Source organism: Micrococcus sp. UYEF5 (genome assembly GCF_040546065.1).
Taxonomy (GTDB): Bacteria; Actinomycetota; Actinomycetes; order Actinomycetales; family Micrococcaceae; genus Micrococcus; species Micrococcus luteus.
The window spans coordinates 307,703-320,718 of sequence record NZ_JBEPNB010000001.1; the positions used below are offsets into that span (position 1 = coordinate 307,703).

Here is a 13,016-nt window from a genome sequence, read left to right on the forward strand (position 1 = left end):
GCGGGCCGTCAGTCCTGCGGGACGACCTCGCCGTGGCCCAGGTCCCGCAGGGCCGCGCGGAGGCGGGCGGCGGCGTCGTCCAGGTCCGCCGGATCGGGGGCGTTGTCCACGCGAGCCAGGTCGAAGTCGGCGAGCGAGGTGGAGGGCCACACATGCACGTGCAGGTGCGGGATCTCATAGCCGGCGATCATGAGCCCGGCCCGGCGGGCGGAGAACGCCGCCACCTGCGCCTTGCCGATCTGCTGGGCGACCGTCGTCAGGTGCGTGACCAGCGCCGGGTCGACCTCCACCCATTCGTCCACCTCCTCACGGGGCACCACGAGCGTGTGCCCCGGCTGGAGCGGCGCGGCGGACAGGAACGCGACGCACGTCGGGTCCTGCCACACGAAGCGGGCGGGCAGCTCGCCGGCGATGATCCTGCTGAAGACGGTGGCCATGGGGGGTCCTCCTGGGGGTCGGCGGGGCGGGGCCCCGGGGCTCGTCAGTCCCGGCCGGACGCGCCGTAGGGCTCGGGGCCGACCGCGACGGCGTTGGACGGGTCCTGGACCCATGCTGACCACGAACCCGGGTAGAGCGCCACTCCGGGTCGCCCCGCGACGGCCAGGGTGAGCACGGCGTGCGCCGCGGTGATGCCCGAGCCGCAGTACACGGCCACGGGAGTGGCGTCGTCCACGCCGACGGCGTCGAACCGCTCCGCCAGCTCTGCGGCGGGCCGCAGGCGGCCGTCCTCGGCGATGCTCTCCGCCGTGGGCACGTTCCGCGCCCCGGGGATGTGCCCGGCCACGGGGTCGAAGGGCTCGACCTCCCCGCGGTAGCGTTCGGCCGCCCGCGCGTCGAGGAGCAGACCGCCGGAGGCCATCGCCTCGGCGCCGGCCGTGTCCACGACGGGCATGCGGCCCCACGACGGCCGGGCGGTGCCGGGCACCGGGATGACCTCACCGGGCTGCAGGGGCAGGCCCGCGGCGCGCCACGCCTCGAGGCCGCCGTCCAGGAGCACGGAGTCCCGCAGCCCCGCGTGGCGCAGCAGCCACCAGGCGCGCGCGGCGGACAGGCCGTGGTCGTCGTCGTAGACCACGATGGTGTCCCCCTCGTCGATCCCCCACATCCGCACGGTCTCCGCGAACTGGCGCGCGTCCGGCAGGGGGTGGCGCCCCGCCGCCGGACCGGCGTGGCCGGCGAGCTGGCTGGGCAGGGAGACGTAGACGGCGCCGGGCAGATGGCCCTGGAGATAGGCGGCGTGGTCCGGCCCGCCCCCCGTGGCCCGGAACCGGACGTCGAGCAGGATCACCCGGTTCGGGCGGCATCGGCCCGGCTGGGCGTAGGCCGGGCCCCCGGGCACCGGCGGCAGGTCCTCGACGGGGGCCAGGCCGAGCCAGCCGGCCAGCACGTCCACCGTCACCAGGGTGGGCGGCTCGGCGGCCTCAGGGTCGACGCCGTCGATGTCCGCGTCCGGGTCGCCGCCGGCGTCATGGGACGAGGACGGGGCCGCCGTGGGCGCCGGGACCACGCGGCCCTGCCCCTCGTCGACGACGATCAGCGGGTCGGGTCGATCGGGGGCGGCGCCGTCGCGGTCCGGGACAGGGGATGGGTCCGGGCTCTCGCTGTGCACCCGGACACCCTACTCCACGCCCCATTCGGCGCCGCTGATAACCTGGAGGATGGCCCGCGCGGACCTGTTCCGGACCGCGCGGAGGAGGCGGCAGCCGCCGCAGAAGGAGTCGTGAGCACCGTGAGCGCCCCCCAGCCCAGCCCCCGGGCCGCCCGTCCCCGGGCGACCCGGCAGAAGGCCGCCGTCGACCGAGCCCTGAACCGCATCCCGGACTTCGTGAGCGCGCAGGAGCTCCATGCCCGCCTCCAGGACCAGGGCGAACGCGTCTCGCTGGCCACCGTGTACCGGACCCTGCAGCAGCAGCTCGACGACGGCCTCGTGGACATGCTCCGCCGCGACGACGGCGAGACCGTGTACCGCCGGTGCGAGGACGAGGGCCACCATCACCACCTGGTGTGCCGGATCTGCTGGACCACCGTCGAGGTCACCGCCCCCCACGTCGAGGCGTGGGCCACCGCCGTCGCCGCGGAGCACGGCTTCACGGACGCGGACCACACGGTGGAGATCACCGGCGTCTGTGCCCGCTGCCGGGCCGAGGGGCGCACCCGCGCGGCCTGACCCCGGGGCCGGGCCCCGGTCAGTGGCGGATGCCGCCCGCGGGGTCGTCCAGGAAGTCCGCCGCGTCCTCGACTGCCTTGGAGGGCCCGTGCAGGGCGCCCCGGCCGTAGGCGATGTCCAGGTTCTCGACCGTGAGCACGTTCCGCGGCGGGCCGGAGGCCACGACACGCCCGCCCATCAGGACCACATGGTCCGCCTCCGCAGCCTCGTCGAGATCGTGGGTCGTGTAGACCACGGACACCCCGCGCGTCGGCTCCTCGTGGAGGAGGTCGTCGATCGTGCGGGCGGAGACGATGTCGAGGCCCGTCATCGGCTCGTCGAGCAGCAGCACGTCGTGGTCCTGGGCGAGGCCCTGGGCCACGTAGGCGCGCTGGCGCTGGCCGCCGGAGAGCTGGTCGAGGTGCCGCCGCGCCAGGTCCGCGACCTGCATGCGCTCCATGGCGGCCCGCACGATGTCCCGGTCCTGCGTCCGGAACCGGCGGAACCACCCGAGCGTGGGGTACCGGCCCATGCCGACGACGTCGCGCACCGTCACCGGCACGCCCTGGGGCACGCCGATGGACTGCATCACGAAGGAGGTGCGCTGCGTGCGCCGCCGCGGGTTCTCGCCGAGCACCTCCAGCGCACCGGAGGCCGGGTCGCTCAGGCCCGCCAGGGCGGTCAGCAGCGTGGACTTGCCGGAGCCGTTGGGCCCGATCACCGCGATCAACCGCCGGGCCGGCAGGGTGAAGTCGGAGGGCCGGACGGCCACGTGCGAACCGTGGCGCAGTTCGAGCGCCCGGGCGACCGCGAGGGGAGGCGTGGCCGCCGCGGCGCCCGCGGGGAAGGACGCGTTCATCGGGCGACCTCCGCTCCGGGCAGGGCCACGACCGGCGCCTCCTGCTCACGCTGCGCGCGCGAGCGCACGTGCCGGCCCAGGAGCGCCAGCACGGCGGCGCGGACGGCGAGCACGACGAAGAACAGCAGGATCGGCATGAGCGCCATGGTGGCCGAACCCGCCGTGCCCAGCCGGTAGCTGAGGGTGAGCCCGGTGACGACGCACGCCGCGCCGATCACGACGGAGACGAGCATCATCTGGGGGACACTGCGCGTCAGCAGCGCCGCCGTCGCGGGCGGTCCCACGAGCAGGCCGAACACGAGCACCGTGCCCACCGCCTGGAACGAACCGATCACGGCTGCACCGATCATCACCAGCAGCAGCGTGTGCGTCAGCCCCGGCCGCATGCCCAGCGAGCGCGCCTTGACCTCGGAGAAGCTCAGCGCCAGCAGGGGCCGGTAGAGCAGCAGGGCCAGGGCGATCACCACGACGGCGATGACCGCCTGGGTCACGATGCCGTCCACGCTGACACCCAGCACATCGCCGAACAGGATCGACGTGAGCGAACCCGTGTAGGAGTCCGACTTGGAGATGATCACCACGCCCAGGGCCATCATCCCCACGAAGAGCAGGCCGATGGCCGTGTCCTCCTTGAGGGTGGTGGCCCGGTGCACCAGCGAGATGCCCGCCATCATGACGACGGCGGCCACCGCCGCACCGAGGTGGGGGCTGCCACCGGTGACGACCGCCAGGGCGATGCCCGGCAGGACACCGTGCACGAACGCGTCCCCGAAGAAGCTCATCCCGCGCAGCACCAGCCACGTGCCCACGACCGAGCACATCACCACCGCGATGAGTCCGCCGACGAGGGCGCGCTGCTGGAATCCCATCTGGAAGGGTTCGAGCAGCCAGTCCATCCTCAGCCCTCCAGCGCGTCGGCGAGGGTGCGGGCGTTGGCGAGCATGGCCTCGGCGTAGTCCGCCTCCGGGGTGTCCTTCGGGCCGACGCCGCTCTCGTAGACCTCGATGACCGGCAGGTTGCCGGCCTCCTCGGCCACGGTGTCCACGAGGCTGTTGCGCGCGCCCACGGACGTGATCACGGCGTCCGCGCCGCCGTCACGGATGGACCGGGCGAGCTCGGCGATCTCCTGAGAGGAGGGCTCGCCGTCGGTGGAGCCGCCCGGGACGACGACGCCGGACACGGTGAAGTCGTAGGCGTCGCTGAAGTAGCCGTAGGCGTCGTGGTCCGTGACCAGCGTGCGGCGGTCCTCCGGGACCCCGGCGAGGATCTCCCGGACCTGCGCGTCCGTCTGCTCGAGTTCCCCGCGGACGGTCGCGCCGCACTCGGCGAACCTCTCGTCACCCCGCTCCTGGGCGAGCGTGTCGCCCATCAGCTCGGCGGCCCTCGCCATGCGGGCGACGTCCATCCAGACGTGCGGATCCTCGGACCCGTGGTCGTGGCCCTCGTGGCCCGCCCCCTCCTCGGCGTGGTCATGGCCGCCGAAGGGCAGCGGATCCAGCTGGGGCGCCACCTCGACGACGGTCGCGCCGTCCGCCTCGGCGTTGGCGAGGGCGGACTCCATGCCGCCCTCGAGGCCGAGGCCGTTGGAGAACACGAGGCCGGAGGAGACCATGTCCTTCACCTGCGCGGACGAGGCGGAGAAGTCGTGCGGATCATCCCCCGGGCCCATCACCGTGACGCTGCGGGCGTCGGCGCACGCGACCACGCGGTCGAGCACGGAGCCGAGCTGCGTCGTCGTGGCGACGGCCACGGGCGCGCCCGCGGCCGAGCCGGACCCGGCGGCAGCAGAGGCGCCCGCGGCCTGCTCGCCCGCGGAGTCGCCGCTGGTCCCGCCGCACGCGGCGAGGCTCAGGGTGAGCGCGGTGAGGGCCCCGGTCAGGGCGGGCAGACGACGGCGGCGGAGCATGGGGCGACCTCGTTCGTGTCGGGAGGATGTGTGAAATCGGTTCTCAACAGTAGCACCGCGCCGCCCGCGCGACGCTCACGCGGGCCGGAACCGACGTGGCGACTGCGTCACGTCGTTGATCTCCCCGACGAGCTCCTCGAGCACGTCCTCGAGGAAGAGGATGCCCGCGGTCTCGCCCTCGGGCGTGATGACCCGGGCGAGGTGGGAGCCCGTGCGCTGCATGAGCGCGAGTGCGTCCTCGACCTCGTCCTCGAGCCGCACGTTGGCCAGCGAGCGCACGCGCGTGAGCGGGATCGGCTCGTCGTGTCCCGACGGGCCCACGGTGAGGACGTCCTTAAGGTGCAGGTAGCCGGTGTAGCCGCCGTCGGGGTCCTCGACCACGAACCGGGAGAAGCCCACGCGGCCCACGGTCCACTCGAAGTCGTGCGGCGTGATCCCCTCGGGGACGGTGACGACCCGCTCGAGCGGCACCATCACGTCCCCGGCCCGGTGGTCCGAGAACTCGAGGGCCGAGTGCAGCACGCCGGACTCGTCCTCCAGGGTGCCCGAGCGGGTGGACTCGGCCACGATCGACTGCACCTCCTCGAGCGTGTAGGAGGAGGCCACCTCGTCCTTCGGCTCGATGCGCAGGGCGTGCAGCACGAGGTTGGCCGTCCAGTTCAGCGCGGCCACGACGGGATGCAGCAGCTTCGAGAGCCACACGAGCGGCTGGGCCAGCAGCATCACGGCGCGGTCCGCGAACGAGACGGCGGCGTTCTTGGGCACCATCTCGCCCAGGGTCACGTGCAGGAAGGTGACCACCAGCAGCGCGAGCACGAAGGCGGTCACGTCCGCCGCCGCGGACGGGACCCCGAGGGCGGCCATCGGGACGACGAGCAGGTGGTGCAGCGCCGGCTCGGACACGTTGAGGATGAGCAGGGAGCACACCGTGATGCCGAGCTGGCAGACGGCCAGCATCTGGGAGACGTGCTCCATCGCGTAGAGCGCCACCTGGGCCTGGCGGGAGCCGGCCTCGGCCCGCGGCTCGATCTGCGCCCGGCGGGCGCCCATGACGGCGAACTCGCCCGCCACGAAGAAGGCGTTGGCGGCCAACAGGACCACCAGCCACAGCAGTCCGACGACGTCCCCGTTCATGCGCGCGTCTCCTCGTCCTCAGCGGCCGGGTCGAAGCGCACGCGCTCGATGCGGCGGCCGTCCATCCGCTCGACCGTCAGGGTGCCGCCGTCCACGTCCACCACGTCCCCGACCTCCGCCAGGCGCCCCAGTCGGGCCAGGATGTACCCGCCGACGGTCTCGTAGGCCCCGTCCTCCGGCACCACGAGGGCCGGGATCTGGGTCCGCACCTCGTCGGGCCGCAGCTCCGCCGGGAAGTACCAGCGGCCGGAGGCCGTCTGGAGGACCCCCGGGGTGACGCGGTCGTGCTCGTCCGCGACCTCGCCGACGATCTCCTCCACCACGTCCTCGAGCGTGACCACCCCTGCGGTGCCCCCGTACTCGTCCACGACGACGGCCATCTGCAGGTTCGCGTCGCGCAGCTCGGCCAGCAGCTGGTCCAGGTGCACGGTCTCCGGCACGCGGATGACCTCCGTCATCAGTGCACCGGCCTCGAGGTCGGCGCGGCGCTCCCGCGGCACGGCCACGACCTTCTTCACGTGCACCACGCCGCGGATGTCGTCCGAGGAGTCGCCGATCACGGGGAACCGCGAGTAGCCGGTGCTGCGGGCCAGGTCCAGGACCTCGGGCAGAGCCTGGTCCTCCCTCACCGTCTCCACGCGGATGCGCGGGGTCATCACGTCCGCGGCGGTGCGGTCCGCGAAGCGCAGCGTCCGGTCCAGGAACGTGGCGGTCTGCGCGTCGAGCGTGCCCAGCTGGGCCGAGCGGCGGACCAGCGAGGAGAGCTCCTCGGGGCTGCGGGCGCCGGAGATCTCCTCCTTGGCCTCGATGCCCACGCGGGCCAGCACGCCGTTGGAGAACCCGTTCAGGACCAGGATCGCCGGCTTGAACACGGTGCTGAACACGAGCTGGGGCCGGGCGAGTGCGCGGCCGATCGCCATGGGCTCGGCGATGGACATGTTCTTGGGGATCAGCTCGCCGAGGAGCATCGAGAGCAGGGTCGCCACGACCATCGCGACGACGAGCGAGACGGTGCCCACCACGCCGGCCGGCAGCCCCACCTGGAGCAGCAGCGGGTCGATGAGCCGGCTGATCGCCGGGTCCATCACGTAGCCGGTGAGCAGTGTGGTCAGAGTGATGCCCAGCTGGCACGCGGAGAGCTGGGTCGAGAGTGACTTGAGACAGCGCAGCAGGGGCTCGGCGCCGCGGTCACCCGCGTCCACCATGCGCTGCACGGTGGGCACGTCGATCGCGATCATGGCGAACTCGACGGCCACGAAGAACCCGGTGCCCACGATCAGGGCCAGGCCGAGGATCAGCAGGAGCCACTCCACCCGACCTCACCCCCTCGACGGCGGGCCGGGCGGCGGTGCGGGGCACCGGGACTGGAAGGCTCCGATCCGGCCGCGTCCGCGTGGGCGGACGAGCGGTCTGGCACACAGGTGTCAGGGTGATCCATAGTCCGCCCAGTATAGGGGCGTCAGGCCCCGGCGGAACGAGCAGGGGCATGCGGCCGCCTCACCACGACGAGGCGACCGGCCGGCCCTCCTCGTAGCCCGCCGCGGACTGCAGGCCGACGACGGCGCGCTCACGGAACTCCGCCAGGTCGTGGGCGCCGGCGTAGGTCAGCGACGAGCGCACACCGGACGTGATGGTGTCCAGCAGGTCCTCCACCGAGGGGCGGCGCGGGTCCACGTACATGCGCGAGGAGGAGATGCCCTCCTCGAACATCGCCTTGCGGGCCTTGGTGAAGGCGTCCTCGTGGCGGGTGCGGTGCTGGACCGCGCGGGCCGAGGCCATGCCGAAGCTCTCCTTGTACCGCCGACCGTCCGGACCGTGCACGAGGTCGCCCGGAGACTCGAGCGTCCCCGCGAACCACGAGCCGATCATCACCGAGCTGGCTCCGGCGGCCAGCGCGAGCGCCACGTCCCGCGGGTGCTTCACCCCGCCGTCCGCCCACACGCGTGCCCCGAGCTCGCGGGCCGCGGCGGCGCACTCCAGGACCGCCGAGAACTGGGGCCGGCCCACCGCGGTCTGCATGCGCGTGGTGCACATCGCGCCCGGTCCCACGCCCACCTTGACGATGTCCGCGCCGGCCGCGACCAGGTCCCGGACGCCGTCGCCGGAGACGACGTTGCCGGCCACCACGGGCACGCCGGGGTCGAGGGCCCGCACGGCGGCGAGCGCGTCCAGCATGGTCCGCTGATGACCGTGCGCGGTGTCCACGACGAGCACGTCGACGCCGGCCTCGACCAGGACGGCGGCCTTCTCCCCCACCGCCCCGTTGATGCCGACGGCGGCGCCGACGCGGAGCCGTCCGTCGTCGTCGAGACCGGGCGTGAACAAGGACGAGCGCAGCAGGCCCGCCGCGGTGACGACCCCGCGCAGCACGGGGGCGGCGGTGCCCACCGCCGGGTCCACGACGGGGGCCATCTCCTGGTGCGCGGCGTGCAGGCGCTCGAAGGCCGCCCGCAGCGCGTCCTTGTCCGGGGCGCCGTCCGTGCCGCCGAGCTCGGCGAGCGTGAGGGTCACCACCGGAGGGTGCATGACGGAGGCGGCCGAGGTGAAGCGGTCCACGTCCTCGCAGTCCTGGGGGCGGACCACGCCGAGCAGCCCGCCGTGCGCGTCCACCACGCAGACGGCCCCGTGGTTGCGGCGGTCCACGAGGTGGAGCAGGTCCAGCACCGTGTCCTGCGGGCCGACGGTCAGGGCGGTGTCCGCCACGGGGTGGGCCGCCTTCACCCGACGCACGACGTCCCGGATGACGTCCGCCGGGATGTCCTGCGGCAGGATCCCGAGACCGCCGCGCCGGGCCATGGTCTCGACCATCCGGCGCCCGGTGACGGCGGTCATGTTGGCGGAGACCAGGGGGATGGTGGCGCCCGTGCCGTCATCCGGGGCGATGTCCACGTCCATGCGACTGGCGACGTCCGAGTGCGAGGGCACGAGGAAGACGTCGTTGTACGTCAGGTCGACGGCCGGGTCGGTGAGGAAGCGCATGGTGTCAGTCTCCCAGACGCGGTGGACGCCGAGAGCCCCCCGCGCGTCCGCCGGGAGCGGAGTCGAGCCGAGGCCGCGGCATTCCGACCGGGGGCGTCGAAGAACTATGATGTCTCGAGGCGTTCCCGGCCCCACGCGCGCCGCGCGGGTGGCCCGGCGCAGCACATCGCATCCCAAGGCTCAGGAAGAGGCGTTACACAGTGCCAGAACTCACGTCGGACCGGCTCGCACAGGAGTTCCCGGGGAACGAACGGCTCGTGGCCGAGATCTACCGGAAGTACCGCGAGGACTCCGGTTCCGTGGACCGGCAGTGGGCACAGATCTTCGCCCGTCTTGAGGCCAGCGCCCCCGCCGAGGCCGAGCCGAAGGCCGGCGCCCAGACCGAGCCGAAGGCCGCCGCCCAGACCGAGCCGAAGGCCTCCGCCAAGGTGACCGAGCCGAAGGCGGCGACCGCCCCGGCCCGGGGTCCGCAGCCCAAGGAGACCTCGGTCAGCACCGGCCCCAAGCCCAAGAAGACCCCGGCGGCCCAGGCCGTGCCCTCCGAGCCCGCCGACACCACCGCCACCACCGCGGACGAGAAGCAGGAGAAGGCCACCGTCCTCAAGGGCATGGCCAAGGCCGTGGCCACGAACATGGACGCCTCCCTGTCCATGCCCACCGCCACCACCGTGCGCGACCTGCCGGCCAAGGTGCTGATCGACAACCGCGTGGTCATCAACAGCCACCTGGCCCGCACCCGCGGCGGCAAGGTCTCCTTCACCCACCTCATCGGCTACGCCGTGGTCCGCGCGCTCGCGGCCATGCCCTCGATGAACGTGACCTACGAGGAGCGCGACGGCAAGCCCACCATGGTGGAGCCGGCCCACGTGAACTTCGGCCTCGCCATCGACCTGCCCCGCCCGGACGGCACCCGCGCGCTCGTGGTCCCCAACGTCAAGGCCGCCGAGACCCTCGACTTCCGCGGCTTCTGGAAGGCGTACGACGACCTCGTCCAGCGCGCCCGCAAGAACAAGCTGACGATGGACGACTACGCCGGCACCACGGTCTCCCTGACCAACCCGGGCGGCATCGGCACCGTGCACTCGGTGCCCCGCCTGTCCCAGGGCCAGGCCGCCATCATCGGCGTCGGCGCGCTGACCTATCCGGCCGCCTTCCAGGGCGCCGCCGAGTCCACGCTGCACGACCTGGCGATCTCCAAGACGATCACGCTGACCTCCACGTACGACCACCGCGTGATCCAGGGCGCCGGCTCCGGCGAGTTCCTGAAGATCGTGCACGGCCTCCTGCTGGGCGAGGACGGCTTCTACGACGAGGTCTTCCACTCCCTGCGCATCCCCTACGAGCCCGTCCGCTGGGCCCAGGACGTGCAGGTGAACCCGGAGGAGCAGATCGGCAAGGTCGCCCGCATCCAGCAGCTCATCCACGCGTACCGGGACCGCGGCCACCTGCTGGCCAACGTGGACCCGCTCGAGTACTCGATGGCCTACCACCCGGACCTCGACATCCGCGAGCACGGGCTGACCCTGTGGGACCTGGACCGCAAGTGGCCCACCGGCGGCTTCGGCGGGGCGAGCAGCCTGACGCTGCGCAAGATCCTCGGCGTGCTGCGTGACGCGTACTGCCGCACCATCGGCGTCGAGTACATGCACATCCAGGACCCGGCCGAGCGCGCCTGGTTCCAGGAGAAGCTCGAGCAGCCGTACGCCAAGCCCACCCGCGAGGAGCAGCTGCGCATCCTGGGCCGACTCAACGCCGCGGAGGCGTTCGAGACGTTCCTGCAGACCAAGTACATCGGCCAGAAGCGCTTCTCCCTGGAGGGCGGCGAGTCCCTCATCCCGCTGCTGGACGGCATCCTCGGCGACGCCGCCGACGCCGGGCTGGACGAGGTCGCCATCGGCATGGCGCACCGCGGTCGCCTGAACGTGCTGACCAACATCGCCGGCAAGACCTACAGCCAGGTCTTCCGCGAGTTCGAGGGGGCCACCCCGGGCGGCGCCTCGGGCTCGGGCGACGTGAAGTACCACATGGGCACCGAGGGCACCTTCGTGTCCGACGCCGGCAACAGCACCCGCGTGTACCTCGCCGCCAACCCCTCGCACCTGGAGGCCGTGGACCCGGTCCTCGAGGGCGTCGTGCGTGCCAAGCAGGACCGCCTCGATCTGGGTGGCCAGCGCCCGGACTCCTTCTCCGTGCTGCCGATCCTCGTGCACGGCGACGCGGCCTTCGCGGGCCAGGGCGTCGTGACCGAGGTCCTGCAGCTCTCGCAGCTGCCCGGCTACCGCACCGGCGGCACGATCCACGTGGTCGTGAACAACCAGGTGGGCTTCACCACGCCGCCGACCCAGGCGCGCTCCGCGGTGTACTCCACCGACGTGGCCAAGACCATCCAGGCCCCGATCTTCCACGTCAACGGCGACGAGCCGGAGTCCGTGGTGCACGTGGCCCAGCTCGCCTTCGAGTACCGCCAGCGGTTCAACAAGGACGTCGTCATCGACCTCGTCTGCTACCGCCGCCGCGGCCACAACGAGGGCGACGACCCGTCGATGACGCAGCCGCGCATGTACAACCTCATCGAGCAGAAGCGCTCCACCCGCAAGCTGTACGTCGAGTCCCTCGTGGGCCGCGGCGACATCACGCAGGAGGAGGCGGACAGCGCCCTGAAGGACTACCAGCAGCAGCTGGAGCGGGTCTTCGCGGAGACCCACGAGGACGCGCCCGCCTCCGGCGGGGAGGGCCTCCGCCCGGCCGAGGACCGGGACGCGGCCCCGGAGGCGCCGGCGTCCACGGCCATCTCGGCCGAGACGCTGCGGGCCATCGGGCAGGCGCACATCGACGTGCCCGAGGGCTTTACGGTCCACCCCAAGCTCGCGGCCCTGCTCGAGCGCCGCGCCAAGATGGCCGTCGACGGCGGCATCGACTGGGGCTTCGCCGAGCTGGCGGCCTTCGGCTCGCTGCTCATGGAGGGCGTGCCGGTCCGCCTGGCGGGCCAGGACTCCCAGCGCGGCACCTTCACGCAGCGCCACTCGGTGTTCCACGACCGGATCACCGGCGACACGTGGGCGCCGCTGAGGCACCTCTCCGAGGACCAGGCGAAGTTCTGGGTCTACAACTCGCTGCTGTCCGAGTACGCCGCCCTCGGCTTCGAGTACGGCTACTCCGTGGAGCGCTCCGACGCCCTCGTGCTGTGGGAGGCCCAGTTCGGCGACTTCGTGAACGGCGCGCAGACGATCATCGACGAGTTCATCTCCTCGGCCGATCAGAAGTGGTCGCAGACCTCGTCCGTGGTCCTGCTCCTCCCCCACGGCTACGAGGGACAGGGGCCGGACCACTCCTCCGCCCGCATCGAGCGCTTCCTGCAGATGTGCGCCGAGGACAACATGCGCGTGGTCAACCCCTCCACGGGCGCGAACCACTTCCACCTGCTGCGCGAGCACGCCTACGCCCGCCCGCGTCGGCCCCTCATCGTGTTCACCCCGAAGCAGCTGCTGCGCCTCAAGGCCGCCGCGAACTCGGTGGAGGACTTCACCGAGGGCGGCTTCCAGCCGGTCATCCCGGACGCCGGGGTGGACGCCAAGGACGTCACGCGCGTGGTGCTGGTCTCCGGCCGGCTGTACTACGACCTGCTCGCCCGCCGCGAGAAGTCCGGTGACACGTCCACCGCGATCGTGCGGGTGGAGCAGCTCTACCCGCTGCCGCTCGACGAGATCCGCAAGGCGCTCCGCGCCTACCCGGTCGCCGACGTCACCTGGGTGCAGGACGAGCCCGCGAACCAGGGCCCGTGGCCGTTCATGGCACTGAACCTCGTGCCGCAGCTCGACGGCCCCGTGACCCTCGTGTCCCGCCCGGCCTCGGCCGCGACCTCCGCGGGCACCAAGGGCCGCCACGACCAGGAGCTCAGCACGCTGCTGGACGCCGCCTTCGGCCGCTGACCCGGACCGACCCTGCGCCGCCGCCGCACCCTCCGGTGCGGCGGCGGCGCCGGATCGGCCGAC

Annotated in this window: 10 protein-coding genes; 2 read left to right on the forward strand and 8 right to left on the reverse strand. The window is 72.8% G+C overall.

Annotated features, from left to right (window positions below):
* Nucleotides 1–8: 8 nt before the first annotated feature.
* Entirely contained in the window at nt 9–437 is a 429-nt protein-coding gene (locus ABIB16_RS01470; RefSeq protein ID WP_044659226.1) for an HIT family protein, read from the reverse strand.
* Between the two features lie 44 nt (nt 438–481).
* A complete protein-coding gene (locus ABIB16_RS01475; protein WP_044659227.1) occupies nt 482–1,609 on the reverse strand; it encodes a sulfurtransferase in 1,128 nt (375 codons plus the stop codon).
* 111 nt (nt 1,610–1,720) lie between these two features.
* Here ABIB16_RS01475 and ABIB16_RS01480 point away from each other — a divergent pair, with 111 nt between their 5' ends.
* Nucleotides 1,721–2,167 carry a Fur family transcriptional regulator gene (locus ABIB16_RS01480; protein WP_061867901.1) on the forward strand — a complete coding sequence of 149 codons (447 nt, stop codon included), beginning with the start codon at nt 1,721–1,723 and terminating at the stop codon, nt 2,165–2,167.
* Between the two features lie 19 nt (nt 2,168–2,186).
* On the opposite strand, the gene ABIB16_RS01485 is transcribed toward ABIB16_RS01480, so the two are convergent.
* From ABIB16_RS01485 to guaB1, 6 genes are all read right to left on the reverse strand, one after another.
* On the reverse strand, nt 2,187–3,005 hold the full coding sequence (locus ABIB16_RS01485; protein WP_354436010.1) for a metal ABC transporter ATP-binding protein: 819 nt from the start codon (nt 3,003–3,005) through the stop codon (nt 2,187–2,189).
* On the reverse strand, nt 3,002–3,901 hold the full coding sequence (locus ABIB16_RS01490) for a metal ABC transporter permease (RefSeq protein ID WP_004167653.1): 900 nt from the start codon (nt 3,899–3,901) through the stop codon (nt 3,002–3,004). The genes ABIB16_RS01485 and ABIB16_RS01490 overlap by 4 nt, the downstream gene beginning before the upstream one ends.
* 2 nt (nt 3,902–3,903) lie before the next feature.
* Nucleotides 3,904–4,911 carry a metal ABC transporter substrate-binding protein gene (locus ABIB16_RS01495; protein ID WP_170720431.1) on the reverse strand — a complete coding sequence of 336 codons (1,008 nt, stop codon included), beginning with the start codon at nt 4,909–4,911 and terminating at the stop codon, nt 3,904–3,906.
* 75 nt (nt 4,912–4,986) lie between these two features.
* Nucleotides 4,987–6,045, reverse strand: coding sequence for a hemolysin family protein (locus ABIB16_RS01500; RefSeq protein ID WP_041104317.1), 1,059 nt, complete (start codon nt 6,043–6,045; stop codon nt 4,987–4,989).
* Entirely contained in the window at nt 6,042–7,358 is a 1,317-nt protein-coding gene (locus tag ABIB16_RS01505; RefSeq protein ID WP_041104315.1) for a hemolysin family protein, read from the reverse strand. The genes ABIB16_RS01500 and ABIB16_RS01505 overlap by 4 nt, the downstream gene beginning before the upstream one ends.
* 184 nt (nt 7,359–7,542) lie before the next feature.
* Nucleotides 7,543–9,024 (reverse strand): GMP reductase, encoded by a 1,482-nt coding sequence (guaB1, locus tag ABIB16_RS01510; protein ID WP_049147194.1) that lies wholly within the window; start codon nt 9,022–9,024, stop codon nt 7,543–7,545.
* Nucleotides 9,025–9,224: 200 nt separating this feature from the next.
* Between guaB1 and ABIB16_RS01515 the strand changes: the two genes are divergently transcribed.
* Entirely contained in the window at nt 9,225–12,953 is a 3,729-nt protein-coding gene (locus ABIB16_RS01515) for a multifunctional oxoglutarate decarboxylase/oxoglutarate dehydrogenase thiamine pyrophosphate-binding subunit/dihydrolipoyllysine-residue succinyltransferase subunit (RefSeq protein WP_060974334.1), read from the forward strand.
* Nucleotides 12,954–13,016: the final 63 nt, after the last annotated feature.

What these genes read in the sequence shown, in the direction of transcription:
- ABIB16_RS01470 (WP_044659226.1), bottom strand. Translation starts at nt 437, where the DNA reads ATGGCCACCGTCTTCAGCAGGATCATCGCCGGCGAGCTGCCCGCCCGC.
- ABIB16_RS01485 (WP_354436010.1), bottom strand. Translation starts at nt 3,005, where the DNA reads ATGAACGCGTCCTTCCCCGCGGGCGCCGCGGCGGCCACGCCTCCCCTC.
- ABIB16_RS01490 (WP_004167653.1), bottom strand. Translation starts at nt 3,901, where the DNA reads ATGGACTGGCTGCTCGAACCCTTCCAGATGGGATTCCAGCAGCGCGCC.
- ABIB16_RS01495 (WP_170720431.1), bottom strand. Translation starts at nt 4,911, where the DNA reads ATGCTCCGCCGCCGTCGTCTGCCCGCCCTGACCGGGGCCCTCACCGCG.
- ABIB16_RS01500 (WP_041104317.1), bottom strand. Translation starts at nt 6,045, where the DNA reads ATGAACGGGGACGTCGTCGGACTGCTGTGGCTGGTGGTCCTGTTGGCC.
- guaB1 (WP_049147194.1), bottom strand. Translation starts at nt 9,024, where the DNA reads ATGCGCTTCCTCACCGACCCGGCCGTCGACCTGACGTACAACGACGTC.